Source organism: Erwinia sp. JUb26, assembly GCF_003751505.1.
Classification (GTDB): domain Bacteria; phylum Pseudomonadota; class Gammaproteobacteria; order Enterobacterales; family Enterobacteriaceae; genus Erwinia.
Map to the genome: position 1 here is coordinate 25,477 of NZ_RJVB01000012.1, position 24,910 is coordinate 50,386.

Sequence of the window (24,910 nt, forward strand, 5' to 3'; positions counted from 1 at the left end):
TTCTGAATTAGATCCAGTCATTCATATAAACAACTAATTAGTTTCCGTTGCTAACTAGTTGCATCGATTTCTGTTATTGATGTGTTTGGGGGTGATTCTTAAGAAAGACTGCACGATCTTCAGCGCGGATACGCATCATCTTAGGATAAAAAGTAGACTAAGTCGGGGGGCGAAAACGCGATCACGCTCCAGATGTTGGCGGATTTATCTCGCGAGCAAGAAACAAGAGTGAGCGCGTTCACAAATCAATTCATTATTCAGCGGGTCGAGTGGCGATTTGCCATTTTTCTGCTCTCGCTGGCGCGATGGCAGAAATTTCTGGCATGGTTGCAGGGAGTTAACGAGTTATTCTCACTACTGCGACAGTCCGATAAATCTGATTGAGGTACGGGTAAAGTCCTACCATCATATTCTTACCCGTTGATTGTGCGATAACGCAGCCCACCTTACCAGGGACCCCATCCATGTTTTACTGTATGAAATGGTTGTCGCTGGCTCCTTTGCTCCTCACAACCCAGCTTTACGCGCAGCCTTTGCAAAAGACGTTCGATAGCTGGCAGATTACCTGTAACAATCTTAACAGCTGCGAAGCGCGCAGCCTGCCCGGTAATAATGGTCTGGCGATGACTATCGCCCGGCATGCCGGGCAGGGCGATAGTCCCCTTCTGCGCATTGATTACGGCAATCGTTACACCGGCGAACTGCCCGGTGGGCCTTTACAGGATAATCTGCTGCTGGATGATCAGCGCCTGAGACTGGATCTGAAACACTGGCAAACGACGCCCCACCACCTCGTTACCGATCACCGCATCTCAATCAATGAATTCCTTGCCCAGATCATGGATTCCGGTACGCTGCAGCTGCTTTACCGCGCCGACGCGCAGATCCCGCTGAAGGGCCTGAAGGCGGCATTACTGCTGATGGATGAAGTACAGGGGCGGGTGAATGGCGACAGCGCCTGGGTACGTCGCGGCGATCGTCCGGGATGGGATGTCCCCGCGGCACCTGCTATACCCCAGATTTATCAGCCGGAGCGGCCGCCGCAGCCGTTAACCCCGGATGAAACCCGTGGACTGATTGATTTTGGCAGTCTGCAGATTAACAGCGACAGCTGTTCGCTGGATATGCAGCGGCGCGAGGTGTCGGTGTCGCCGCTGACGGATGACAAGGCATTACTGCTGGTGGGGTGCGAAATGGGGGCTTATAACATTATCGATCTGGCTTTTGAGATCACACGCCAGCCTCCTTATATTCCGCAACACATTACGCTGACGCTGCCGTTTGCTCCTCCCGGCCGCAGCGATCGTCAGCTTGAGCCGATCAATGCCGAATATGATGCGGTAAGCGGTGAGCTGCTGACGTTCAGTAAAACGCGCGGTCTGGGCGACTGCGGAGTCGCGACGCGCTGGCAGTTCAACGGGCGGGAGTTCGTTCTGTCAGAGTACGCACAGGAGAGTACCTGCGATGCATGGAACAGCAGCGATCGCTGGCCGACGCTGTGGGTGAGTCGGGTGGAGAATCAGCCCAGCGGCAGCGTTGAGCTTGAGCCATAAAATTTGCTGTAGGCGATAGTGCCTCGGGTTCAGCCTCTATGATTTGCGATTTTGTTGCTGTTGCTGTTGCTGTTGCTGTTGTGCCAGGGGGTCAGCCTCTGCGGCTGGCTGGCGGTCCTCGCGCCACGCTTTGCGTGGTGCCTTCGGTTCCGGCAGCGGGTCTGTCGGATCGGCGTGGAGCGGGCGTCCTGCCCGCGCCCCGCCTGAGCCCAGCATCCATGCTGGCCCTCTCCGGTCCCGCTGCCTGCACCTCAGCGCTGCGGATTGCCCGCCAGCCGCAGAGGCTGAATCCGTTCTAATATCGACGTTACTTTTAATAGTTATCGTCCGGTAATTGAATTGACCGGTTCAACTGCATCACCAAGCGATCGCTGCGTGGAAAGTAACCGATAAAAAACGGGTGACTGCCGCGATCGGGCAGACTATGCGGAAGGTGAAAAGCAAAGGGGTGTGGCGGACGGTCCATCCGTAGCGCCGAGCGCAGCGAGTAAGCCAGGGGTGTCTTTTCATTCAGACAAAACTGAAGTCAGAAAGCGGGCGGGCTGTGCCCCCGAGCGAGCAATCCACAGCGCTGAACGCAGGAAGGAAGCCAGGATTCGCTCACAGGGAAGTGAGCGAAAGGCCCAGCCGCGCAGGACGCGCGTCTGGGCCGGTCCGTTAAGGCTGACGATCGGAGAGAGGGTACCGCGTAAGCGGCGCGAGGACCCGCTCGAACGGGGGCACAACCCGCCCGCGTTAACTCCAGACTATGCAAGCAACACGGCACAAACGTCACTCCTCGCAACATCACATCAATGCGGTTTCAGCAGCGCCTCAGCATGGCTGACAATATTTTCCACCGTGAAACCAAACTCGGCAAACAGCTTCTCAGCCGGTGCCGACTCGCCAAAACCGGTCATCCCGACAATCGCCCCGTTCAGGCCGACGTACTTGAACCAGTAATCGGCAATCCCGGCTTCAACCGCCACGCGAGCCGTAACCTGTGAGGGCAGCACCGACTCACGATAGGCGGCATCCTGCGCATCGAACAAATCGGTAGAGGGCAGGGAAACCACCCGGACCTTATGCCCGCTCGCGGTCAGCTTCTCGGCGGCACCCAGGGTGATTTCCACCTCGGAACCGGTGGCAATCAAAATCACCTCAGGCGTACCTTCGCTGTCTTTCAGGATGTACCCCCCGCGCGAAATATTCTCCAGCTGGGCCTTGTTGCGCACAGGCTGAGCCAGATTTTGACGCGACAGGATCAGCGCGGTCGGGCCGTGATGGCGCTCAACGGCGTGCTTCCACGCCACCGCCGTCTCAACCTGATCGCACGGACGCCAGACGCTCATATTTGGCGTTACGCGCAGGCTGGCCAGCTGCTCAACCGGCTGGTGGGTTGGGCCATCTTCACCCAGCCCGATAGAATCGTGGGTATAAACCAGAACCTGGCGCGCCTTCATCAATGCCGCCATACGCACCGCATTTCGGGCATATTCAACAAACATCAGGAAGGTGGCGGTGTAGGGAATAAAACCGCCGTGATGAGCGATGCCGTTGGCGATCGCCGTCATACCAAATTCGCGTACGCCGTAGTGAATATAGTTGCCTGCGCTGTCTTCCTTAATCGATTTTGAACCCGACCAGATAGTCAAATTACTCGGTGCCAGGTCGGCTGAGCCGCCTAAAAATTCCTTCAGCAGCGGGCCATAGGCTTCCAGTGCATTCTGCGAGGCCTTGCGGCTGGCAATTTTCTGCGGATTATCCTGCAGTTGCTGAATATATTTCTGCGTTTCAGCTTCCCAGTTTTCCGGCATGCCACCGCTCATCCGACGGCTGTATTCCGCCGCCAGTTCCGGGTGCGCGGTTTTATAGGCGTTGAAGCGAGTGTTCCAGGTTTTTTCGCGTTCGGCGCCGGCCTGTTTCGCATCCCACTGAGCATAAATATCTTTCGGGATCTCGAAAGGTGGATATTTCCAGCCCAGTTCTTTTCGCGTCAGGGCAACTTCTTCTTCCCCCAGCGCCGCACCGTGGGATTCCTCCTTGCCGGCTTTATTGGGTGAGCCGAAGCCGATAATCGTTTTACAGATAATCAGTGACGGTTTATCGGTGACGCTTTGCGCTTCTTTAATCGCGGTGGCAATCGCTTCAGGGTTGTGCCCGTCAATATCGTGGATCACATGCCAGTGATAGGCCTCGAAGCGCTTCGCCGTATCATCGGTAAACCAGCCGTCCGTCTCACCGTCAATGGAAATGCCGTTGTGATCGTAGAAACCAATCAGCTTGCCCAGTCCCAGCGTTCCGGCCAGGGAGCTGACTTCATGGGAGATGCCTTCCATCAGGCAGCCATCGCCCATAAACACATAGGTAAAGTGGTCAACGATTTGATGATCCGGGCGGTTAAACTGTGCTGCCAGCGTGCGTTCAGCAATAGCCATACCCACCGCGTTAGCCAGACCCTGGCCCAGCGGTCCGGTGGTTGTTTCAACGCCCGGCGTATAGCCGATTTCCGGATGTCCTGGCGTTTTAGAATGTAGCTGACGGAAGTTTTTCAGCTCATCCATCGGTAAATCGTAGCCGGTGAGGTGCAGCAGGCTGTAAAGCAGCATCGAGGCGTGGCCGTTGGAGAGAATAAAGCGATCGCGATCGGCCCAGGCCGGATTGGTCGGGTTGTGATGCAGGAACTCACGCCACAGGACTTCTGCAATATCCGCCATGCCCATCGGCGCGCCGGGGTGACCGGATTTTGCTTTTTGCACGGCGTCCATGCTCAGAGCGCGGATGGCGTTTGCCAGTTCTCTACGTGAAGACATATATGCTCCCGAAATGCGGAGGGCGGACAGGTAATCCGCCCTGATGATGGAAAGGGTGAGTTGAGGAATTACAGTTTAGCGGCCAGCACGTCTTCCAGCTTCTGCTGGTCAACGGCGAACTGGCGGATACCTTCAGCCAGCTTCTCTACCGCCATCGGATCCTGATTGTGCTGCCAGCGGAATTCGGCTTCGGACAGCGGTGCAGGCTGATGGAAGGCCTCGGTAGACGGCGTCAGCTTACGCTCCACCGGCGCATTGCTGGCTTGCAGCTCCTCCAGCAGATTAGGGGAAATGGTCAGACGATCGCAGCCCGCCAGCGCCAGAATCTGTTCAGCTTTACGGAAGCTGGCGCCCATAATCACCGTGTTATAGCGGTGCTGTTTGTAATATTCATAGATACTGCGCACGGATTTTACGCCCGGATCCTCATCAACCACATACGGATCAAGCGGCTTACGGCTGTTGTACCAGTCATAAATACGGCCAACGAATGGGGAGATCAGGAATACGCCCGCCTCGGCGCAGGCACGCGCCTGAGCAAAGGAGAACAGCAGCGTAAGGTTGCACTGAATGCCGTTCTTTTCCAGTTCCTCAGCCGCTTTAATGCCTTCCCAGGTGGAGGCCAGCTTGATCAGGATGCGCGAACGGTCAATGCCGTGTTCCTCGTACATTCTGATCAGCTTTTCCGCTTTGGTGACGCACATGCCGCGATCAAACGACAGCCGTGCATCCACCTCGGTAGAGACGCGGCCCGGCACGCTTTTCAGAATTTCCAGGCCGAGATTCACGGCGACTTTATCGCTGGCGTTAATAATCTGGGTTTCTTTGCTGCCGCCCTGCTTTTTGGCGTAGTCGATAGCGTCGGTAATCAGATGTTTGTAAGAATCCAGCCCGGCGGCTTTGAGAATAAGAGACGGATTGGTTGTCGCATCTTCCGGGTGATAGTTGCGGATGGATTCAATGTCGCCGCTGTCTGCCACGACCGTGGTGAACTGCTTCAGTGCGTCTAGCTGATTCATCTCTCTAAGCTCCTTGATAAGCATTCTTGTACCCGACTGCCGGTAACAGATGCGCCCGATGCGCTTCTGAACCGCGGGGGTACTGCGGTTGTTGCGAAATAATCTCAGGCGGATCACAGTGCATCAGGCGGCAATGAACTGGAATGCGCTTTTTCTGATTGTTGCAATGGGCGTGCCCAATGAGTCACCGCAGCCCGCGTATACCAGGGCTGGCAGGAGATATCCCCCATCTTTTACGAACGGTTAAGCTGCTCGTAGTAGCCGATTTTTTCAACTTTTGGCGCTGAGCGTCCGCCTTCAAATTCCGCATTAAGCCAGGCAGCAAGAATAGATTTTGCCAGTTCGGCCCCGATAACTCGGGCACCTAAGGTAATGATCTGCGCGTCGTTACTTTTGCGAGCGCGTTCTGCGGAGTAAGTATCGTGGCACTGAGCGGCGCGAATGCCGGGCACTTTGTTTGCCGTGATGCTCATGCCAATGCCGGTGCCGCAGACCAGAATGCCACGCAGATGGCGGCCATTTTTGATGGCTTGTGCCACCGTCCAGGCGATATCAGGATAGGCACATCCGCCGTCGTGCTGTGCATCCGCGCTGTAATCCACAGTGGTAAAGCCGGACTGGTGAAGATAGTCAACCAGGGCATTTTTCAACTCAATGGCGGCATCATCAGCGCCAATTGCAATAGAAAGCATAGCAGATCTCCAAAAGAAGGTGACGAAAGTGGCTGGCGATCCCGTGGATCGACCCCACCGCTGTGCTTACCCTATGCGCAAATAAACAAATGTTCAATATGCGTTCATATGATTGATGCTTTTTACCGGGTGTTTAAAATTAAAAGAGGGATAGATCACATTAAAAGAGATTGGTATTGCTGATTTACTCTCAAAAATCCGGCTTTACGAGGCTTGTCACAGTTTTAATCTTCCATCGTTGGCTTCCTGACGTGCTGTGCGTACTGTTCATTTAATCAATGAGCGCTCAAATGATCAATAAGCGGAGACGGATTATGTGCCAGACATGTTCAGAACAAAACCGACGCCTTGCGGATATACCGCCGCGAATGAAGGCGGTTGTGGCCTATGCGCCGGGTGATTACCGGCTTGAGGAAGTGGATGTACCCAACATCGGGCCAAAAGAGATCCTGGTTAAAGTCGAAGCCTGCGGTATCTGCGCCGGAGACGTAAAGGCCTATGAAGGTGCGCCGAGCTTCTGGGGCGATGACAAGCAGCCCGCCTATATCAAGGCTCCAATGATCCCGGGGCATGAGTTTATTGCTCACGTGGTGGCGCTGGGCGATGAGGTGACGGAGTTTAACCTCGGCGATCGGGTGATCTCCGAACAGATCGTGCCGTGCTGGGAATGCCGCTTCTGTAATCGCGGGCAGTACTGGATGTGCGAAAAACACGATCTCTACGGCTTCCAGAGCAACGTCAACGGCGGCATGGCGCAGTATATGAAGTTTACCAAAGAGGCGATCAACTATGCCGTCCCTGCGGATCTGCCGATTGAGAAAGCCATCCTGATTGAACCGTACGCCTGTTCGCTTCACGCCGTGCAGCGCGCCAACATCAAGCTGGGCGACGTGGTCGTGCTGGCCGGGGCGGGGACGCTGGGGTTGGGCATGATCGGTGCGATTAAGAAGTCCGGCGCGGAAAAACTGGTGGTGCTCGACCTGTCCGACAGTCGACTTGAACTGGCAAAAACCTTCGGTGCGGATCTGGTGATTAACCCCGCGCGTGAGGACGCGATAAAAATCGTCAAGGAGATGACCGACGGCTACGGCTGCGATATTTACATCGAAGCAACCGGCGCGGCGAAGTCGGTCGAGCAGGGCCTGACGATGATCCGTAAGCTCGGCACCTTTGTGGAGTTCTCGGTGTTTAAGGATCCGGTCAGCGTTGACTGGAGCATTATCAGCGACCGTAAAGAGCTGGATCTGCTCGGTTCGCACCTTGGACCTTACTGCTACCCGCTGGTCATTAACGGTATCGCAGACGGATCGCTGCCAACCGAAGGGGTGGTCACCCATACGTTGCCGCTGGAACGCTTCGCCGAAGGGTTCGATTTGATGAAGCGCGGCGTTGATTCGATCAAGGTCGTTCTTAATCCAAATCTCTGATCCAGGCCTGGCGGGTGCGGCAGTCCTGGGCCATTCCGGGCGCATCTCCTGAAGGCAACACCGGGAGGATACAATGTTACAACGAATGATTGCGCGTACGGGGCTGTCACCCAAACTGATGCTGGGCTACGCGGGCGTACTGATTTTTATGATGGGCGAAGGGCTGGAGCAGGGATGGCTGTCGCCTTACCTGATTGAAAAAGGGCTTAGCGTGCAGCAGTCCGCGCTGCTGTTCAGCGTTTACGGTTTTGCCGCCGCGATCGCCGCCTGGTTTTCCGGCGTGCTGGCCGAAATCTACACGGCAAAGCGCGTGATGCTGATCGGACTGGTGCTGTTTATGATCGGTTCTGTGCTGTTCCTGAGCATCGGTCTGCCGAGCAATCACCTGATGACGATGATCCCGACCTACGCGCTTCGCGGTCTGGGTTACCCGCTGTTTGCCTACGGTTTCCTGGTCTGGGTCGCGTATGAAGCGCCGCGCGAACGGCTGGGTTCAGCGGTAGGCATCTTCTGGTTCGTTTACAGCGGCGGGCTGAGCGTACTCGGCGTGCTGTACTCCAGTATCGCGCTGCCGGTACTGGGAGAAATCCATACCCTGTGGAGTGCGCTGATCTTCGTGATGCTGGGCGCGATGATTGCGCTGTTCCTCAATCGAGGGAAAGACGATGCGGAAGCGCAGCGCGAAAAGCCGTCGCTGGCCTACGTGTTGAAGGGCATCACCATTGCCTTTGAAAATCCTAAAATTGGCCTGGGAGGGATTGTCCGCACGATTAATACCTCGGCGGCCTACGGCTTCGTGGTGTTTATGCCGACTTACATGATGGATTTCGGCTTTAGCCGCACCGACTGGCTGCATATGTATGCCGCGCTGTGGGGCGTCAATATCATCTTTAATCTGCTGTTCGGCATCATCAGCGACGGCCTTGGCTGGCGCAACGTGGTGATGTGGTTCGGCTGCATCGGCTGCGCTATGACCACCGTGCTGTTCTTCTATATGCCGCAGTGGCTGGGTGCAAACTATCTGGCCACTATCGCCATCGCCGGGCTGTTTGGTGCCTGCCTGGCCGCTTTCGTTCCACTCTCCGCGCTGATGCCGTCACTGGCACCGGAAAATAAAGGGGCAGCGATGTCGATTCTTAACCTGGGTGCCGGGTTAAGTACGTTTGTTGGTCCGGCGGTGGTTGGCCTGTTTATCGGGCCGTTTGGTGCCGCCGGGGTGATCTGGATTTACACCGGTCTCTATCTACTGGCGGCGGTGCTGATGAAATTCGTCACGTTACCCACGGGGGACGCGTCTGAGGCCAGCGCCGACACCCGGTTAATCAAACAGAAAGGAGCGCTCTGATGAGCACAGAACTCGCGGGCAAAGTTGCCCTGATCACCGGCGGTGCAGCAGGCATTGGTTATGCCATCGCCGAATGTTTTTTGCAGCATGGCGCAAGCGTGGCGCTGTTCGATCGCGACCCGGCGGTAGCCGATGTTGCCAGAACGCTGGATGCACAGCGGGCTATTGGCCTTGCGGTTGATGTTACCTGCCGCCAGGCGGTTTATCAGGCCGTTGAGCAGACCGTGGGGCATTTTGGTCGGCTGGATATTGCGGTGAACTGCGCGGGCGTCGCGCTGCTGGCCCCTGCCGAATCCCTCAGCGAGGAAGCGTGGGACCGCACGCTGGATATTAATCTGAAGGGAACCTTCCTCGTTTCGCAGGCGGCAGGCCAGCACTTCCTGCGGCAGAAAAGCGGCAACATTATCAATATGGCCTCGCAGGCCAGCGTGGTGGCACTGCCGCAGCATCTCGCCTACTGCGCCAGCAAAGCGGCTGTGGTCGGGCTAACCCAGGTGCTGGCGCTGGAGTGGGGGCCGCACAATATTAACGTCAATGCCATTTCGCCAACGGTGGTGCTGACCGAGCTGGGAGCGAAGGCCTGGGCCGGAGAAGCCGGTGAGGCGCATAAAAAACAGATCCCGCTGCGTCGGTTTGCGGAGCCAGCGCACATTGCTGCTACGGCGCTGTTCCTTGCCAGCCCGGGTGCGGCAATGATGAACGGTGCCAACGTGGTGGTCGATGGCGGCTTTACCATTTGCTGAAGTCAGAATTTTGCTAACAGGAGTGACAGATGAATCGCATTATTAACGATCCTGATTATGTTGTAGAGGACGCTATTCAGGGCTATCTGAAAGCCCATCCGGGCATCTACCAGGCCACCGACAACCCGCGGGTGCTCAAGCGCCCGCAGGCCCCGATTGCGGGTAAGGTCGGCGTCGTCACCGGCGGCGGATCTGGCCATGAGCCGGCATTCCTTGGCTATGTGGGAAAAAACATGCTGGATGCGGTGGCGATCGGTGAGGTGTTCTCTTCGCCCACGGCCGGTGCCTTCCTCGATGCATTTAAGGCGGCGGACGGCGGTGCGGGCGTGGCCTGCCTTTATGGCAACTACGCGGGCGATAACATGAACGTTAAGATGGCGATGAAAAAAGCCACCGCCGCCGGGATCGTGGTGAAAACCGTGGTGGCGAATGACGACGTGGCATCCGCGCCGGTCAGCGAAATCGAAAGGCGTCGCGGCGTGGCGGGCGAAATCCTGATGTGGAAAGTCGGCGCGGCGGCCGCGGCGCAGGGGTACGATCTGGATGGCGTGATCGCCGTAGCGCAGAAGGCCATCGATCGCTGCCGTTCAATTGGCGCTGGCCTGAGTTCCTGCACCATTCCGGCGGTGGGCAAGCCCAATTTCCATATCGAACCGGGCACAATGGAGATTGGTATTGGCCACCACGGCGAGCCGGGCATTGAAGTGATCCCGACGCAGAGCGCAAAAGAGATGGCTGCCACCATGCTGAACTTCGTGCTCGCCGAACAGACCGTCTCGCCGCCGCCGGAGGTGGTGGTACTGGTTTCCGGCCTGGGAGCTACGCCGGTCATGGAGCTGTATATCTACTACGCGGAGGTGGAAAAACTGCTGGCTGAGAAAGGCATTCGTGTCCATCTTGCGCTGGTGGGCAACTACTTTACCTCGCTGGAAATGATGGGCGTAACGCTGACGCTGATGACGCTGGATGATGAACTAAAAAAGCTGGTTGACCTGCCGACTCAGGCACCCGGCCTGACGCTGGGAGAATAAGATGATGACGCAACTTTCAACGCAGCACGGCAGCCTGCTGGTCAGCGAGCTGGTGACGGTAATAAAAGGCAATCGTGACTATTTGAGCGAAATTGACGGCGCTATCGGCGATGGCGATCACGGCATCAACATGGCGAAAGGCTTTAGTCTTTGTGGCGAAAAGCTTAACGAGCAGCAGTCGCTGGCCGAAGCGTTTGATACGCTCTCCGACGCGTTAATGGAGGGGATTGGCGGATCGATGGGGCCGCTGTACGGCAGTTTCTTTATGGGGATGGCCGATAATATTCGCAGTAAATCTGCCCTGACGGCCGATGATTTTGCCGCTATGCTGCGTGCGGGGCTGACCGAACTGCAGGATATCAGCGAGGCGGGTGTGGGCGATAAGTGCCTGATGGACACGCTGATCCCGGCGGTGGAGACGGCGGAACGCCGGTCGTCTGAAGGGTATCCAATCATGCTACAGGCGATCCGCGAGGCTGCCCGCCAGGGGCGCGACTCAACGAAAGCGCTGGTGGCGAAAATTGGCCGCGCCAGCCGTCTGGGCGAGCGTTCACGCGGCGTGCTGGATGCCGGTGCGGTATCCTGCTGCCTGCTGCTGGAGCAGATGGCGGCCAGCGCTCAACAGCAGCTGCTGGCGGAGACGGCCTGACGGTACGGCAAGAAAAATCCGACCTGCTCGTGCCGTAAAATGGTATAAATTAGCAGCCCGTCACGTGCATCGGGAGCGGCTGAATACCGCTTCTTATGCGATCATTGACATCGATTGCGGCAGGAATAATCCTGCCCAAACAGCCCGACTCAGACAGAGAGACGACTGCCCGGATGGAAAAAAACACGCTATCTCAGGATACCGAACTGCTGACGGAAATTGCCGTCGCTTACTATCAGGACGAGATTACCCAGGAAGAGATTGCGCGAAAGTTTGGTATCTCACGCATTAAGGTCGGGCGTCTGTTAAAGCGTGCGAAGGAAGAGGGCATCGTTGAGATTAACGTGCGCTATCACCCGGTGTTCAGTACCCGGCTGGAGCAGCAGCTGCTTGAGCGGTTTTCGCTGCAGCGCGCGCTGATCGCACTCGATCATCATGACGACGAAGAGCAGCGGCGACAGGTCGCGGCGCTGGTCGCCATGCACCTTTCGCAAAACTTAAAAGATAACGCGGTGGTGGCGGTAGGACAGGGGCGCAACGTGGCTGCCGTTGCCGATCATCCCGGCAGCGTACCAACCCGTAACTGCCACTTTATCAGCGGTATCGGCGGTACTCATCGCCCCGGTGACGCGATTAACGCCGACCATATCAGCCGTCGGCTGGCGAAAAAGTTCGGCGGTATCAGCGAAACGCTGTACGCCCCGGCGTATGTGGAAAACCGCGCGCTGAAAGACGCCTTTATGCAAAATGGCACCATCAAAGAGACGCTGGACCGCGCCCGCAAGGCGGATGTGGCGCTGGTGGGCATCGGCGACATGAACGAAAACAGCTATATGGTGAAGCTTGGCTGGTTTACACCTCATGAAATTATCGACGCCAGCCTGAATCAGGGCGTTATCGGTGATGTCGCGGGATACGACTTCTTTAATGCGCAGGGCCAGCATGTGGATACGGTGATGAACGATCGGGTGATTGGCCTGAGCATCGACGAGCTGCGCAAGATCCCCTGCGTGATTGCGATTGCGTCGGAAAATACCAAGGCGATGGCGATCCTCGGCGCGCTGCGCACCGGGGCCATCGATATTATCGCCACCACGGCGCAGAATATCCGCACCCTGTTAAATATGACCAAATAACCTGCTGCTACGGCGGACTGAACCAGTCGGTCCGCTCTCATACCTCACATTTCGCGCACGAACCGCCTTTTTTACCCCCCGTTCAGTATCAACGATGTGGACTGCCTCAAGTTTTTCTCTGCTTTGCCACTTCTATACTGGGACGTTTGTACCTACAGAAAAAGGAACGCGTTAATGGACGACCAGTTAAAACAGAGTGCGCTCGATTTTCATCAGTTCCCCGTTCCGGGCAAAATTCAGGTTTCCCCGACCAAACCGCTGGCAACGCAGCGCGATCTGGCTCTGGCCTATTCGCCCGGCGTCGCCGCCCCGTGCCTGGAGATTGCTGAAGACCCAGAGGCGGCGGATAAATACACCGCCCGCGCTAACCTGGTGGCTGTCATTTCCAACGGGACTGCGGTGCTGGGGTTGGGCAATATTGGCGCGCTGGCCAGTAAGCCGGTGATGGAAGGCAAAGGGGTGCTGTTTAAAAAGTTCGCCGGTATTGATGTGTTTGATATCGAAGTTGACGAGCTGGACCCGGACAAGCTTATCGACGTCGTAGCGGCGCTGGAACCGACCTTTGGCGGTATCAATCTGGAAGATATAAAAGCGCCGGAGTGTTTCTACATCGAGCAGAAGCTACGTGAGCGGATGAAAATTCCGGTGTTCCATGACGATCAGCACGGCACCGCTATTATCTGTACCGCTGCAGTGCTGAACGGCCTGCGCGTGGTGAAAAAGACCATTTCAGATGTGCGGCTGGTGGTGTCCGGTGCCGGTGCATCGGCTATCGCCTGTATGAACCTGCTGGTAGCGCTGGGGATGCAGAAGCACAACATCGTGGTCTGCGACTCGAAAGGGGTGATCTACCAGGGGCGTGAAGCCAACATGGCCGAGACCAAAGCGGCCTATGCGGTCGTGGACAGCGGCAAGCGTACGCTGGATGACGTTATCGCCGATGCCGATATCTTCCTCGGCTGCTCCGGTCCGAAAGTGATGACGCCGGAGATGGTGAAAAAAATGGCCCGCGATCCGCTGATCCTCGCGCTGGCTAACCCGGAGCCGGAAATTCTGCCGCCGCTGGCGAAGGAAGTCCGGCCCGATGCGATTATCTGCACCGGGCGTTCTGATTACCCTAATCAGGTGAACAACGTTTTATGCTTCCCGTTTATCTTCCGCGGCGCGCTGGATGTCGGCGCTACGGCAATTAATGAAGAGATGAAGCTGGCGGCGGTTCACGCGATTGCCGATCTGGCGCTGGCCGAGCAAAGCGACGTCGTGGCGTCGGCCTATGGCGATCAAGAACTGTCCTTCGGGCCGGAGTATCTGATCCCGAAACCGTTCGACCCGCGCCTGATTGTGCAGATTGCACCGGCGGTGGCTAAAGCCGCCATGGATTCCGGCGTGGCGCGCAGGCCGATTACCGATTTTGATGCCTACCGCGAAAAGCTCACCGAGTTTGTCTATAAAACCAATCTGTTTATGAAGCCGGTGTTCTCGCAGGCGCGTAAAGATCCGAAACGCGTGGTGCTGGCCGAAGGTGAGGAAGCGCGGGTGCTGCACGCCACTCAGGAGCTGATTACGCTGGGCCTGGCGAAACCGATTCTGATTGGTCGCCCGAGCGTGATCGAAATGCGCCTGCAGAAGCTGGGGCTGAAAATTGAGATCGGCAAAGATTTCGAAGTGGTCAACAACGAGTCCGATCCCCGTTTTAAGGAATACTGGAACGAGTATTACCAGATTATGAAGCGTCGCGGCGTGTCACCGCAGCAGGCGCAGCGCGCGGTTATCGGAAATACCACGTTAATCGGGGCCATTATGGTGCATCGTGGCGAAGCGGATGCGATGATCTGCGGCACCATCGGTGACTACAAAGAGCACTATGCGGTGGTGGAAAAGCTGTTTGGCTTCCGCGATGACGTGAAGGTTGCCGGGGCGATGAATGCGCTGGAGCTGCCGAGTGGAAATACCTTTATTGCCGATACCTACGTTAATGAAGATCCGACGCCGGAGCAGTTGGCGGAACTGACGCTGATGGCGGCGGAAACCGTGCGCCGCTTCGGTATTGAGCCTAAGGTGGCGCTGCTGTCGCACTCCAGTTTCGGGGCTTCTGACGCGCCGGCGGCCTGCAAAATGCGTGAAACCCTGGCGCTGGTGAAGGCGCGTGCGCCCGATCTGGAGATCGATGGGGAAATGCACGGCGATGCAGCACTGGTGGAGAGTATCCGCAACGACCTGATGCCGGACAGCCCACTGAAAGGCGCGGCCAACATTTTGATTATGCCAAACGTGGAGGCGGCGCGAATCAGCTACAACCTGCTGCGCGTGTCCTGCTCGGACGGGGTGACCGTCGGCCCCGTGCTGATGGGCATCGCCAAACCGGTGCACGTGCTGACGCCGATCTCATCGGTGCGGCGCATTGTGAACATGGTGGCGCTGGCGGTGGTGGAAGCCCAGACGGCACCGCTGTAAGCGTTCAATCAAGACGTCCGGATGCACGATTCGGAGGGAAGTAAAGCGGGGGCCGAAGGAATTCACGATAATTATGTCGGCCTTCCGCTATCTCAGTCAGTCAGCTATTCGGTCACGTTAAGCCAGTCTTTCACCGGCAGGAAATCGCGATAAAGTGCGGCTTCCGGGCTGTCGTCGGCAGGATGGAAATCATATTCCCAACGCACCAGCGGCGGCATCGACATCAGGATAGATTCGGTACGTCCGCCGGTTTGCAGGCCAAACAGCGTGCCGCGATCCCAGACCAGATTAAATTCAACATAGCGGCCACGGCGATAAAGCTGGAACTGGCGTTCGCGCTCGCCCCACGGCAGCCCTTTACGGCGTGCGACTATCGGCAGATAGGCGTCCAGGAAGCCGGTGCCCACCGCCTGCATAAAGCGGAAGCCGTGGTCAAAGTCCGGCGTGTTCAGATCGTCAAAGAACAGGCCGCCGATACCGCGCTGCTCGTCGCGGTGTTTGAGGTAGAAGTAATCGTCGCACCACTTCTTGTAGCGAGGATAGACGTCCTCACCAAACGGCTGGCACAGATCGAAGGCGGTCTGATGCCAGTGCACCGCATCCTCTTCGAAACCGTAAAACGGGGTGAGGTCGAAGCCGCCGCCAAACCACCACACCGGGTCCGCTCCTGGTTTTTCGGCGATAAAAAAGCGCACGTTGGCGTGGCTGGTCGGCACGTACGGGTTTTCCGGGTGGATCACCAGCGATACGCCCAGCGCTTCGAAACTGCGCCCGGCGAGCTCTGGGCGATGGGCGGTGGCCGAGGCGGGCATCGCGTCGCCGTGAACGTGTGAGAAGTTAACCCCGGCCTGCTCAAAAACGCTGCCGTTACGCAGAACGCGACTGCGCCCGCCGCCGCCGCCGGGACGATCCCAGCTGTCTTCGGTAAAGCTGGCGCTGCCGTCCGCCAGGGACAGCTGCTGGCAAATGTTATCCTGCAGTTCCAGCAGGAACCGTTTGACCACGGCGATATCAGGTGCGTTCATGAGTTAACCTTCTTAGCGAAAAGACCGACGGAGTATACCTCAGCCCATCCGTCTGCCCGCATCATACTCATTAAAAAAGCTGACAATGCCGTCGGCGATCGCTCCGGCGATCTTCTGGCGGAACGCGGTGGTCCCCAGCAGTTTTTCCTCCTGTGGGTTGGTGATAAACGAGGTTTCAACCAGCACCGACGGTATGGAAGGCGACTTCAGCACCGCAAACGCCGCCTGCTCGGTGTGCTGGCTGTGCAGGTGATGCATCGGGCGGATCTGGTTTAACACGTGCTTACCCAGCGTCAGGCTGTTTTTAATGGTATCGGTCTGCACCAAATCGAACAGCACCTGCTGCAGGTAGCGATCTTTGCTCGCCGCTTCCACACCGCCGACGTTATCGGCCGCATTCTCTTTTTCCGACAGGTACTTCGCCATCGTGCTGCTGGCACCGCGATTGGAGAGGGCAAACACCGAAGCGCCGTTGGCTACCGGGCTGGTGAAGCCGTCGGCGTGGACCGACATAAACAGATCCGCACCGTGCTGGTGGGCAATCTCCACCCGCTCGCCGAGGGGAATAAAGTGGTCGGTTTCACGCGTCAGGCGCACATCAATATGCGGATGCTCGCTCAGCAGATGGCGGATGTGGTTAGCGATTTCCAGCACGACATGTTTTTCTTCCGACCCTTCCTGACCCACCGCACCGGAGTCAATGCCGCCGTGCCCCGGATCGATCATCACGATTTTTTTTCCGCTTATCGGGCGCGGAGGATGAGGGGAAACCGACGTGGGCTGCGGGCGGGAGCTGACCCTGAGAGTCACATCCTCTTCCTTAGCCAGCGCGGATTTGCGCGCCATCAGCATCAGTGCCAGGCTGGAAAGGATGAACTGCCGACGCGAGCTGAGCGGCCGGAGCTGAAGAATCTTTTTCATAAGATAATCCTGAAGCAAAAAGTGCTTATTGTTATATCGTAACAATGCCCGGGCGGCGAGAAGTCAGCTATTTCATCTTTTTACTTTTTATTTCAGCATGCTAATGACGTTTTTATTATTTTTTTATCCGTATGCAATCGTCAGGCTTGCACCAGCAGAAGAATGCGTGATAATCAGCAGATTATGCTTAACCTTAGGTCTATTCCCATGGAAATCCGCGTATTTCGGCAGGAAGATTTTGAAGAAGTCATTACCCTCTGGGAGCGTTGCGATTTGTTACGTCCCTGGAACGATCCCGAAATGGATATCGAACGTAAACAGAACCACGACCCGGATCTGTTCCTGGTGGCGGTGGTCGGCGGTGAAATCGTGGGTTCAATTATGGGCGGCTATGACGGTCATCGCGGTTCGGCCTACTATCTTGGCGTACATCCTGACTATCAGGGCCGCGGCTTTGCCAATGCGCTGATTAACCGCCTTGAGAAGAAGCTGATCGCGCGCGGCTGCCCGAAGATCCACGTCATGGTGCGGGAAGAAAATGATGCGGTGCAGGGCTTCTATGAAAAACTGGATTACGAAACCGTTGACAGCGTGCTGCTGGGTAAACGGCTCATCGAAGATCGTGAGTACTAATTAACCCCGTCTTATTTTCGCCGGGCAGGAAATGCCCGGCGGCCACCGTGAAGTCACCATCTTGAAGACTATGCTCAAATACACTCCCGATGACTACGATGCTCGCGGCCAGCTGCGCCTGCCGCTGAGCTTCTGGGCGATTCTATTATTGCAGGCGCGTACCTGGGTGCTGTTCGTCATGGCCGGAGCCTCACGCCAGCAGGGGGCAGCGCTGCTGGAACTGTTTTATCCCGACACGCACAGCTTCTGGCTTGGGCTCGGGCTGGGCGGTCCGGCGGCGGTAGGCCTGCTGTTGACTGGCTATCGCCAGCGGCTGCCGCGCCTGTGGCTGGCGTGGCGCTGGGTGCTGATGGCCACGCTGGCGGTGATGCTGGTGATGCAGGGTGTGTCGCTGTGGCAGCAGGAGGATCAAACTTCGCCGCTGGTGCTGTTTGTCTCCCTGCTCGATGTGCTCGGTCTGCTGGCCCTGTGGCGTCACCGGCGGCTGGTCGACTGTTTTGATCCGAAACAAAATCAGTAGCGCCATCCGCGCTGCGAGTTAAACTTTTTAGCGATCCGCGACTCCAACCAGTCGGAACGTTTTGCTACTGATACCAGGAGTTGTAATGAATAATCTTCGCCCGGCGCTACTGATCGCCACTCTTTTACTGGCGGGCTGCGCCGGATCCGGCAGTCAACCGGACGGCGCCAGCCAGTCCACCTGGTGGAATCCGGTATCCTGGTCATGGTCCGGCCTGAATCCCGTCAACTGGTTTGGCTCCTCCCTACAGATCACCGAGCAGGGCGTTGGCAGCGTGAACGGCAGCACACCACTGCAGCAGAAGGCGATTGAAGACGGCCTGAAGGGGCAATATACGCTGAGAAACGGCATGCGGATGGTCGACGGCAGCGTGGTTTCTTTCTGGCAGGCGCTGGATGACAGCAAGCAGGTGCAGATGGAGCTGAGTGGCCGCACGGCCGTTAACCGTATCGAGGTGACGGATAAGAATGTGGCAACCGACAGCGGCGTGAAAGTGGGTACGCGCTTCAGCGACCTGTTCAGCAAAGCCTTCGAGTCCTGTAAAAAAGGCACCGGCGCTGATCGTGAGAGCGTGGAGTGCCGCGCGCCGAACAGCCAGCATATCAGCTATGTATTCACCGGCGACTGGCATGGACCGGAAGGACTGATGCCAGCGGATGACACGCTGAAAAACTGGTCGGTCAGCAAAATTATCTGGCACAGCCAGAACGCGGAATAAAACCCCACTTTTCTTGCGCTTAAGCAGACTCCTGGCGACAGCTTCAGGTATCATACCGGTGTAAAAACCGACCAGATATAACCTGAGAGCCAGGAGTTCACAGCATGTCAGATTTCCAGAGCGGGATTTTATTAGAACACCGCCGTTTTGCTATTTATCTTGAAGCAATGTGCCAGGGCGATATTGCCGCGATCCGCCGCGGCAGCCACCTTTTCCTTCAGCAGCTGTCTGCGCTACAGCAGCGCTATCCCGATGCCGGTCTCGGCGCGGTGATTGCCTTCGGCAACGGCCTGTGGAACGACCTCAACCCGACAAACAGCACCGCCGAGCTGAAGGACTTCCAGCCGCTGGGTAAAGGCATTGCGCCCGCTACCCAACGCGATCTGCTGATCCATATCCAGTCGCTGCGCCATGATGTGAACTTCAGCCTGGCGCAGGCCGCGCTGGCCGCCTTTGGCGATGCCATCCGTATTGCAGAAGAAACCCACGGCTTCCGCTGGGTGGAAGAGCGCGACCTCAGCGGCTTCGTTGACGGCACGGAAAACCCGCAGGGCGAGCAGCGTGAAGCGGTGGCGATTATCGCCAGCGGCGAGAACGCGGGCGGCAGCTACGTATTGAGCCAGCGCTGGCAGCACAATCTGAAAATGTTTAACCGCCTGGCGGTGGAAAAGCAGGAGCAGATTATTGGCCGCACAAAAGAGAGTAATGAAGAGCTGGAGGGCGATGCCCGCCCGGCGACCTCGCACGTGGCGCGCGTCGATCTGAAGGAAGAGGGCAAAGGGCTGAAAATTTTGCGCCAGAGCCTGCCTTACGGCACCGCCAGCGGCGATCACGGCCTGTTCTTCCTCGCCTACTGCGCGACGCTGTATAACATTGAGCAGCAGCTGCTGAGCATGTTTGGCGAAGCAGACGGCAAGTATGATGCGATGCTGCGCTTCACCAAACCGTTGACCGGCAGCTACTTCTACGCGCCGTCGCTGTTGCAGCTGTCCGCGCTGTAATCCGTGTTGCCTCCGGCACCGTTGCTTTCCGCTGCGCCGGATAAAGACTGTGGCCATGTTGTTTGCAGCCTCCGCGCAGGCATCGGCTACAGCGTTTTATCAGATGCCGGGGAGATTTCTGTCCCGGCGTTTTAGAGCAAGGGCTTATGCAACTCACCGCAGTGCTCGCCAGTCTCATTTTTCGGCAGAGTATTCCCGCCCACTGCATAATCAATTCCACACCCTTATAGCGTTTTCTGCTTGCAAATCACCAAACGGTATATAAAACCGTTACAGCTTTTACCCTGGTTATAAATAAACTGAAGGCACTTCAGGCGTAAGCCTTTCCATCTCTTCAGGGTGCTACATGACGTTACCGACGGTGAAAAAATTAGTCAGCGCGACCGCTTTCTCGTTACTGCTTGCCGGTGCCGCACAGGCCACGGAGCTGTTGAACAGTTCTTATGATGTCTCTCGCGAGTTGTTTACCGCCCTGAATACACCGTTTGAAAAACAGTGGGATGAGCAGCATCCGGGTGACAAGCTGACCATTAAGCAGTCGCACGCCGGTTCTTCTCGCCAGGCGCTGGCGATTTTGCAGGGGCTGAAGGCCGATGTGGTGACCTACAACCAGGTGACCGACGTGCAGGTGCTGCATGATAAAGGCAAACTGATCCCGGCTGACTGGCAGCAGCGCCTGCCGAACAGCAGCTCACCGTTCTACTCCACCATGGCTTTCCTGGTGCGTAAGGGAAACCCTAAAAACATCCACGACTGGAGCGATCTGGTGCGTGATGACGTCAAACTGATTTTCCCTAACCCGAAAACCTCGGGTAATGCGCGCTACACCTATCTGGCAGCATGGGGCGCGGCGGATCGCGCCGATGGCAAAGATAAAGCCAAAACCGAAAAATTCATGACGCAGTTCCTGAAAAACGTCGAGGTATTTGATACCGGCGGCCGTGGCGCAACTACCAGCTTTGTCGATCGTGGCCTGGGTGACGTGCTGATCAGCTTTGAGTCGGAAGTGAACACTATCCGCAATCAGTACGAGAAAGACGGTTACGAAGTGATTGTGCCGAAGACCAACATTCTGGCGGAATTCCCGGTCGCGTGGGTTGATAAAAATACCGAGAGCAACAAAACCACAGATGCGGCGAAAGCCTATCTGAACTATCTCTACACGCCACCGGCGCAGCAGATTATTACCCAGTTCTACTATCGGGTGAACAATCCGCAGCTGATGGCCGAGCATAAAGACCGCTTCCCGCAGACCGATCTGTTCCGCGTGTCCGATGCGTTCGGCAGCTGGGAAGAGGTGATGAAAGTTCACTTCGCCAACGGTGGCGAGCTGGACAAGCTGTTAGCGGCAGGACGGTAAGCGGATGTTTGCAACCAGTAAGCGCGTGCTGCCCGGATTTGGCATCAGCCTCGGCAGCAGCCTGTTTTTCACCTGCTTAATTCTGCTGCTGCCGATCAGCGCGCTGCTGATGCAGCTGTCGCAGATGACGCTGGCACAGTACTGGGAAGTGATCACCAATCCCCAGGTGGTGGCGGCCTATGAAGTCACGCTGCTTGCCGCCGGTGTGGCGTCGATCTTCAACGCCGCCTTCGGCATGCTGATGGCGTGGATTTTGACGCGCTACCGCTTTCCGGGGCGTGCCATTCTCGACGGCCTGATGGATTTACCTTTTGCGCTGCCGACGGCGGTAGCCGGCCTGACGCTGGCCGGTTTGTTTTCGGTGAACGGCTGGTACGGTGAGTGGCTGGGGCAGTTTGGTATTAAAGTCTCTTACACCTGGCTGGGTATCGCGGTCGCGATGGCCTTCACCAGCATCCCGTTTGTGGTGCGCACGGTGCAGCCGGTCCTGGAGGAGTTAGGCCCGGAATACGAAGAAGCGGCCGAAACGCTGGGCGCAACCCCGTGGCAGAGCTTCCGCCGCGTGGTGCTGCCTGAAGTCGCTCCGGCGCTGCTGGCGGGTACCGCGCTGTCGTTTACCCGCAGCCTCGGCGAGTTTGGCGCGGTGATCTTTATCGCCGGTAACATCGCGTGGAAAACCGAAGTCACCTCGCTGATGATTTTCGTGCGCCTGCAGGAATTTGATTATCCGGCGGCCAGCGCCATCGCCTCGGTGATCCTTGCCGCATCGCTGCTGCTGCTGTTTGCAATTAACACCTTACAAAGCCGCTTTGGCCGTCGTCTGGGAGGCCACTAATGGCGGATGTGAGCGAATTTAAAGGCGTGGGCCGCGCGCGCATTCAGTGGGGCAAGTGGATCCTGATTGGTCTCGGCATGCTGATTTCCCTGCTGCTGCTGGTGGTGCCGCTGATTGCCATCTTTACCGAAGCGCTGTCCAGCGGGCTGATGGCCACGTTCAGCAACCTGCAGGATAGCGATATGCTGCACTCGATCTGGCTGACGGTGCTGATTGCGCTGATCGTCGTGCCGGTCAACCTCGTGTTCGGTACGCTGCTGGCCTGGCTGGTGACGCGTTTTAACTTCCCGGGCCGCCAGCTGCTGCTGACGCTGTTTGATATCCCGTTTGCCGTTTCGCCGGTCGTAGCCGGTCTGATGTATTTGCTGTTCTGGGGCGTGAATGGCCCGGTGGGCGGCTGGCTGGATGCCCATAGCATACAGCTGATGTTCTCCTGGCAGGGCATGGCGATGGTCACCATTTTTGTGACCTGTCCGTTCGTGGTTCGCGAGCTGGTACCGGTGATGCTGAGCCAGGGCAGTCATGAAGATGAGGCGGCGGTGCTGCTGGGCGCATCCGGCTGGAAAATGTTCTGGCGCGTCACGCTGCCGAACATCCGCTGGGCGCTACTGTACGGCGTGGTGCTGACTAATGCCCGCGCGATTGGTGAATTTGGTGCCGTGTCGGTCGTCTCGGGCTCTGTGCGAGGCGAAACCTACACGCTGCCGCTACAGGTAGAATTACTGCATCAGGATTACAACACCGTGGGGGCGTTTACCGCCGCCGGACTGCTGACCCTGATGGCGATAGTCACACTGTTTCTGAAAGGTGCGCTGCAGTGGCGCTTAGAAAGCCAGCAGCACCGCCTGCAACAGGAGGGGAATAATGAGCATTGAAATCGGTAACATCAATAAATCCTTCGGCAAGACGAAAGTCCTGAACGATATTTCCCTGGATATCCCTTCCGGGCAGATGGTGGCACTGTTAGGGCCGTCCGGCTCGGGAAAAACCACCCTGCTGCGTATTATCGCCGGGCTGGAGAATCAGAACAGCGGCCGCCTGAGCTTCCACGGCAAGGACGTCAGCCGCGTTCACGCCCGCGATCGCCAGGTGGGATTTGTGTTCCAGCACTACGCGCTGTTCCGTCATATGACGGTGTTCGACAACATCGCCTTCGGTCTGACCGTGCTGCCGCGACGCGAACGTCCGTCGGCGGCGGAAATTAAGCAAAAAGTCACCCGCCTGCTGGAGATGGTGCAGCTGTCCCATCTGGCCGGTCGTTTCCCGGCACAGCTTTCCGGCGGGCAGAAACAGCGCGTGGCGCTGGCACGTGCGCTGGCGGTAGAGCCGCAAATCCTGCTGCTGGATGAGCCGTTCGGTGCGCTGGATGCCCAGGTACGTAAAGAACTGCGCCGCTGGCTGCGTCAGCTGCATGAAGAACTGAAGTTCACCAGCGTGTTTGTGACCCACGACCAGGAAGAGGCGATGGAAGTCGCCGATCGGGTGGTAGTGATGAGCCAGGGCAATATCGAACAGGTCGGCACGCCGGACGAAGTGTGGCGCGATCCGGCCACCCGCTTTGTGCTGGAGTTCCTGGGTGAAGTGAACCGCTTTGACGGTGAAATTCACGGTTCGCAGTTCCACGTCGGCGCACATCAGTGGCCGCTGGGCTACGCCTCTGCGCATCAGGGCAAAGTTGAGCTGTTCCTGCGCCCGTGGGAAATCGACGTCAGCCGCCAGAGCAGCCTGCAAACGCCGCTGCCGGTACAGATTCTGGAAGTCAGCCCGCGCGGCCACTACTGGCAGCTGGTGGTTCAGCCCGCTGGCTGGAGCAGCGAGCCGGTGACCGTGGTGCTGGAAGGCGAGCAGTCAACGCCGATCCGCGGCGAGCGTCTGTTCGTCGGACTGCAGCAGGCGCGCCTGTATAATGGTGATACACCGCTGCGACCCGTTGCCTTTGCGCAAAGCGCCTGATATTTTTCTTAGCTGACTCTTTTACCAACAGGGGCTGGATTTTTCCGGCCCCTGTCATTTCATGCCTGGAACCGGACTTTGACCACTCTCGAACACACCATTGGTAACACTCCGCTGATCAAGCTTCAGCGCCTTGGCCCGGAAAACGGCAGCGAAATCTGGCTGAAGCTGGAAGGTAATAATCCTGCCGGATCGGTGAAGGATCGCGCGGCGCTGTCGATGATCCAGCAGGCCGAACTGCGCGGGGAAATCCAGCCAGGCGATGTACTGATTGAAGCGACCAGCGGCAATACCGGTATTGCGCTGGCGATGATTGCGGCGATGAAGGGCTATGTTCTTAAGCTGCTGATGCCGGACAACATGAGCATTGAGCGCCAGGCGGCGATGCGCGCCTATGGCGCAGAACTGATTCTGGTCAGCCGTGAACAGGGCATGGAGGGCGCGCGCGATCTGGCCAGCGAGATGGCCGCGCGCGGCGAGGGCAAGGTGCTCGATCAGTTTAATAACGCCGATAACCCGCTGGGTCACTATCGCACCACCGGCCCGGAAATCTGGCAGCAGACGGCTGGCCGGGTGACGCATTTCGTCTCCAGCATGGGCACCACCGGTACCATCACCGGCGTCAGTCGTTTTCTGAAAGAGCAGAGTGAAACGGTACAAATCATCGGTCTGCAGCCCTCCGAAGGCAGCAGCATCCCCGGAATCCGCCGCTGGCCGGAAGCCTATCTTCCCGGTATCTTCCGCCCCGAACTGGTCGATGAAGTGATGGATATGTCGCAGCAGGAAGCGGAAGACACCATGCGGCAGCTGGCGCAGCGCGAAGGCGTGTTCTGCGGCGTCAGCTCCGGCGGCGCGGTAGCCGGTGCGATACGTATTGCGCAGGCGAATCCTGGCAGCGTAGTGGTGGCTATCATTTGCGATCGCGGCGATCGTTACCTCTCCACCGGCGTGTACTGATCCCGCTGCGTTTATTTGTCATCGCGTGGAATTATTTGCCATCCTGGGGTTCAAAACCCGCCGTACGTCCGCTGCCGGATTTGCCATACTGTAAGGATTAGGTAAAACCGGCTGCGGATTATTTTCTGACAGGCGAAAATAGCGGC

The 24,910-nt window shown here is 57.4% G+C and carries 22 protein-coding genes; 17 read left to right on the forward strand and 5 right to left on the reverse strand.

The annotated features are described in order from the left end of the window. The first annotated feature begins 464 nt into the window (after nt 1-464). Nucleotides 465-1,553 carry a DUF1176 domain-containing protein gene (locus tag EC836_RS23270; protein WP_123337639.1) on the forward strand — a complete coding sequence of 363 codons (1,089 nt, stop codon included), beginning with the start codon at nt 465-467 and terminating at the stop codon, nt 1,551-1,553. 791 nt (nt 1,554-2,344) lie between these two features. Here the strand turns inward: EC836_RS23270 and tkt are convergent. From tkt to rpiB, 3 genes are all read right to left on the reverse strand, one after another. Then, nucleotides 2,345-4,345, reverse strand: a complete 2,001-nt coding sequence (gene tkt, locus EC836_RS23275) for a transketolase (RefSeq protein WP_123337641.1) — start codon at nt 4,343-4,345, stop codon at nt 2,345-2,347. A 68-nt stretch (nt 4,346-4,413) separates the two neighbouring features. Continuing rightward, nucleotides 4,414-5,364 carry a transaldolase gene (gene tal / locus EC836_RS23280; RefSeq protein ID WP_123337643.1) on the reverse strand — a complete coding sequence of 317 codons (951 nt, stop codon included), beginning with the start codon at nt 5,362-5,364 and terminating at the stop codon, nt 4,414-4,416. 233 nt (nt 5,365-5,597) lie between these two features. Further along, nucleotides 5,598-6,056 (reverse strand): ribose 5-phosphate isomerase B, encoded by a 459-nt coding sequence (gene rpiB, locus EC836_RS23285; RefSeq protein ID WP_123337644.1) that lies wholly within the window; start codon nt 6,054-6,056, stop codon nt 5,598-5,600. 314 nt (nt 6,057-6,370) lie between these two features. On the opposite strand from rpiB, the gene EC836_RS23290 reads away from it, so the two are divergent. The 7 genes from EC836_RS23290 to maeB all read left to right on the forward strand — a co-directional run bounded on the left by EC836_RS23290 (nt 6,371) and on the right by maeB (nt 14,841). Beyond that, complete coding sequence (locus EC836_RS23290) at nt 6,371-7,483, forward strand: alcohol dehydrogenase catalytic domain-containing protein (protein WP_123337645.1); 1,113 nt, start codon at nt 6,371-6,373, stop codon at nt 7,481-7,483. A gap of 73 nt (nt 7,484-7,556) precedes the next feature. Beyond that, nucleotides 7,557-8,828, forward strand: coding sequence for an MFS transporter (locus EC836_RS23295; protein ID WP_123337646.1), 1,272 nt, complete (start codon nt 7,557-7,559; stop codon nt 8,826-8,828). Beyond that, nucleotides 8,828-9,571 carry an SDR family oxidoreductase gene (locus EC836_RS23300; RefSeq protein WP_123337647.1) on the forward strand — a complete coding sequence of 248 codons (744 nt, stop codon included), beginning with the start codon at nt 8,828-8,830 and terminating at the stop codon, nt 9,569-9,571. Before EC836_RS23295 ends, EC836_RS23300 begins: the two co-directional genes overlap by 1 nt. Nucleotides 9,572-9,600: 29 nt before the next feature. Next, nucleotides 9,601-10,602 carry a dihydroxyacetone kinase subunit DhaK gene (locus EC836_RS23305; RefSeq protein ID WP_123337648.1) on the forward strand — a complete coding sequence of 334 codons (1,002 nt, stop codon included), beginning with the start codon at nt 9,601-9,603 and terminating at the stop codon, nt 10,600-10,602. A gap of 1 nt (nt 10,603) precedes the next feature. Beyond that, nucleotides 10,604-11,251 carry a dihydroxyacetone kinase subunit DhaL gene (gene dhaL, locus EC836_RS23310; protein ID WP_123337649.1) on the forward strand — a complete coding sequence of 216 codons (648 nt, stop codon included), beginning with the start codon at nt 10,604-10,606 and terminating at the stop codon, nt 11,249-11,251. Nucleotides 11,252-11,424: 173 nt separating this feature from the next. Continuing rightward, nucleotides 11,425-12,387 carry a sugar-binding transcriptional regulator gene (locus EC836_RS23315; protein WP_123337650.1) on the forward strand — a complete coding sequence of 321 codons (963 nt, stop codon included), beginning with the start codon at nt 11,425-11,427 and terminating at the stop codon, nt 12,385-12,387. Between the two features lie 174 nt (nt 12,388-12,561). Continuing rightward, nucleotides 12,562-14,841 (forward strand): NADP-dependent oxaloacetate-decarboxylating malate dehydrogenase, encoded by a 2,280-nt coding sequence (maeB, locus tag EC836_RS23320; protein ID WP_123337651.1) that lies wholly within the window; start codon nt 12,562-12,564, stop codon nt 14,839-14,841. Between the two features lie 104 nt (nt 14,842-14,945). Here the strand turns inward: maeB and hemF are convergent, their stop codons facing one another. Beyond that, nucleotides 14,946-15,866, reverse strand: a complete 921-nt coding sequence (gene hemF, locus EC836_RS23325; RefSeq protein ID WP_123337653.1) for an oxygen-dependent coproporphyrinogen oxidase — start codon at nt 15,864-15,866, stop codon at nt 14,946-14,948. Nucleotides 15,867-15,905: 39 nt separating this feature from the next. Next, nucleotides 15,906-16,787, reverse strand: coding sequence for an N-acetylmuramoyl-L-alanine amidase AmiA (amiA, locus tag EC836_RS23330; RefSeq protein ID WP_123337655.1), 882 nt, complete (start codon nt 16,785-16,787; stop codon nt 15,906-15,908). Between the two features lie 207 nt (nt 16,788-16,994). On the opposite strand from amiA, the gene EC836_RS23335 reads away from it, so the two are divergent. From EC836_RS23335 to cysM, 9 genes are all read left to right on the forward strand, one after another. After that, nucleotides 16,995-17,420, forward strand: a complete 426-nt coding sequence (locus EC836_RS23335) for a GNAT family acetyltransferase (RefSeq protein ID WP_105593360.1) — start codon at nt 16,995-16,997, stop codon at nt 17,418-17,420. Between the two features lie 70 nt (nt 17,421-17,490). Next, entirely contained in the window at nt 17,491-17,940 is a 450-nt protein-coding gene (locus EC836_RS23340) for a DUF2919 domain-containing protein (protein WP_233599401.1), read from the forward strand. An 85-nt stretch (nt 17,941-18,025) separates the two neighbouring features. Then, nucleotides 18,026-18,658 (forward strand): RpoE-regulated lipoprotein, encoded by a 633-nt coding sequence (locus EC836_RS23345; protein WP_123337659.1) that lies wholly within the window; start codon nt 18,026-18,028, stop codon nt 18,656-18,658. Nucleotides 18,659-18,762: 104 nt separating this feature from the next. Continuing rightward, on the forward strand, nt 18,763-19,659 hold the full coding sequence (locus tag EC836_RS23350) for a Dyp-type peroxidase (protein ID WP_123337661.1): 897 nt from the start codon (nt 18,763-18,765) through the stop codon (nt 19,657-19,659). Between the two features lie 346 nt (nt 19,660-20,005). Further along, nucleotides 20,006-21,019 carry a sulfate ABC transporter substrate-binding protein gene (locus EC836_RS23355; protein WP_123337663.1) on the forward strand — a complete coding sequence of 338 codons (1,014 nt, stop codon included), beginning with the start codon at nt 20,006-20,008 and terminating at the stop codon, nt 21,017-21,019. A gap of 4 nt (nt 21,020-21,023) precedes the next feature. Then, nucleotides 21,024-21,854, forward strand: a complete 831-nt coding sequence (gene cysT, locus EC836_RS23360; RefSeq protein WP_123337665.1) for a sulfate/thiosulfate ABC transporter permease CysT — start codon at nt 21,024-21,026, stop codon at nt 21,852-21,854. Continuing rightward, nucleotides 21,854-22,729 (forward strand): sulfate/thiosulfate ABC transporter permease CysW, encoded by an 876-nt coding sequence (gene cysW, locus EC836_RS23365; protein WP_123337667.1) that lies wholly within the window; start codon nt 21,854-21,856, stop codon nt 22,727-22,729. The genes cysT and cysW overlap by 1 nt, the downstream gene beginning before the upstream one ends. After that, nucleotides 22,719-23,807 carry a sulfate/thiosulfate ABC transporter ATP-binding protein CysA gene (gene cysA, locus EC836_RS23370; RefSeq protein ID WP_123337669.1) on the forward strand — a complete coding sequence of 363 codons (1,089 nt, stop codon included), beginning with the start codon at nt 22,719-22,721 and terminating at the stop codon, nt 23,805-23,807. Before cysW ends, cysA begins: the two co-directional genes overlap by 11 nt. Before the next feature lie 78 nt (nt 23,808-23,885). Further along, on the forward strand, nt 23,886-24,764 hold the full coding sequence (gene cysM / locus EC836_RS23375; protein WP_123337671.1) for a cysteine synthase CysM: 879 nt from the start codon (nt 23,886-23,888) through the stop codon (nt 24,762-24,764). Nucleotides 24,765-24,910: the final 146 nt, after the last annotated feature.

Coding starts and splice junctions, on each gene's coding strand:
- EC836_RS23305 (WP_123337648.1), top strand. CDS start 9,601: ATGAATCGCATTATTAACGATCCTGATTATGTTGTAGAGGACGCTATT.
- cysA (WP_123337669.1), top strand. CDS start 22,719: ATGAGCATTGAAATCGGTAACATCAATAAATCCTTCGGCAAGACGAAA.
- EC836_RS23345 (WP_123337659.1), top strand. CDS start 18,026: ATGAATAATCTTCGCCCGGCGCTACTGATCGCCACTCTTTTACTGGCG.
- tal (WP_123337643.1), bottom strand. CDS start 5,364: ATGAATCAGCTAGACGCACTGAAGCAGTTCACCACGGTCGTGGCAGAC.
- maeB (WP_123337651.1), top strand. CDS start 12,562: ATGGACGACCAGTTAAAACAGAGTGCGCTCGATTTTCATCAGTTCCCC.
- EC836_RS23350 (WP_123337661.1), top strand. CDS start 18,763: ATGTCAGATTTCCAGAGCGGGATTTTATTAGAACACCGCCGTTTTGCT.
- hemF (WP_123337653.1), bottom strand. CDS start 15,866: ATGAACGCACCTGATATCGCCGTGGTCAAACGGTTCCTGCTGGAACTG.
- cysT (WP_123337665.1), top strand. CDS start 21,024: ATGTTTGCAACCAGTAAGCGCGTGCTGCCCGGATTTGGCATCAGCCTC.
- EC836_RS23340 (WP_233599401.1), top strand. CDS start 17,491: ATGCTCAAATACACTCCCGATGACTACGATGCTCGCGGCCAGCTGCGC.
- dhaL (WP_123337649.1), top strand. CDS start 10,604: ATGATGACGCAACTTTCAACGCAGCACGGCAGCCTGCTGGTCAGCGAG.
- rpiB (WP_123337644.1), bottom strand. CDS start 6,056: ATGCTTTCTATTGCAATTGGCGCTGATGATGCCGCCATTGAGTTGAAA.
- EC836_RS23335 (WP_105593360.1), top strand. CDS start 16,995: ATGGAAATCCGCGTATTTCGGCAGGAAGATTTTGAAGAAGTCATTACC.
- EC836_RS23315 (WP_123337650.1), top strand. CDS start 11,425: ATGGAAAAAAACACGCTATCTCAGGATACCGAACTGCTGACGGAAATT.
- EC836_RS23270 (WP_123337639.1), top strand. CDS start 465: ATGTTTTACTGTATGAAATGGTTGTCGCTGGCTCCTTTGCTCCTCACA.
- EC836_RS23295 (WP_123337646.1), top strand. CDS start 7,557: ATGTTACAACGAATGATTGCGCGTACGGGGCTGTCACCCAAACTGATG.
- amiA (WP_123337655.1), bottom strand. CDS start 16,787: ATGAAAAAGATTCTTCAGCTCCGGCCGCTCAGCTCGCGTCGGCAGTTC.
- cysW (WP_123337667.1), top strand. CDS start 21,854: ATGGCGGATGTGAGCGAATTTAAAGGCGTGGGCCGCGCGCGCATTCAG.
- EC836_RS23355 (WP_123337663.1), top strand. CDS start 20,006: ATGACGTTACCGACGGTGAAAAAATTAGTCAGCGCGACCGCTTTCTCG.
- EC836_RS23290 (WP_123337645.1), top strand. CDS start 6,371: ATGTGCCAGACATGTTCAGAACAAAACCGACGCCTTGCGGATATACCG.
- tkt (WP_123337641.1), bottom strand. CDS start 4,345: ATGTCTTCACGTAGAGAACTGGCAAACGCCATCCGCGCTCTGAGCATG.
- EC836_RS23300 (WP_123337647.1), top strand. CDS start 8,828: ATGAGCACAGAACTCGCGGGCAAAGTTGCCCTGATCACCGGCGGTGCA.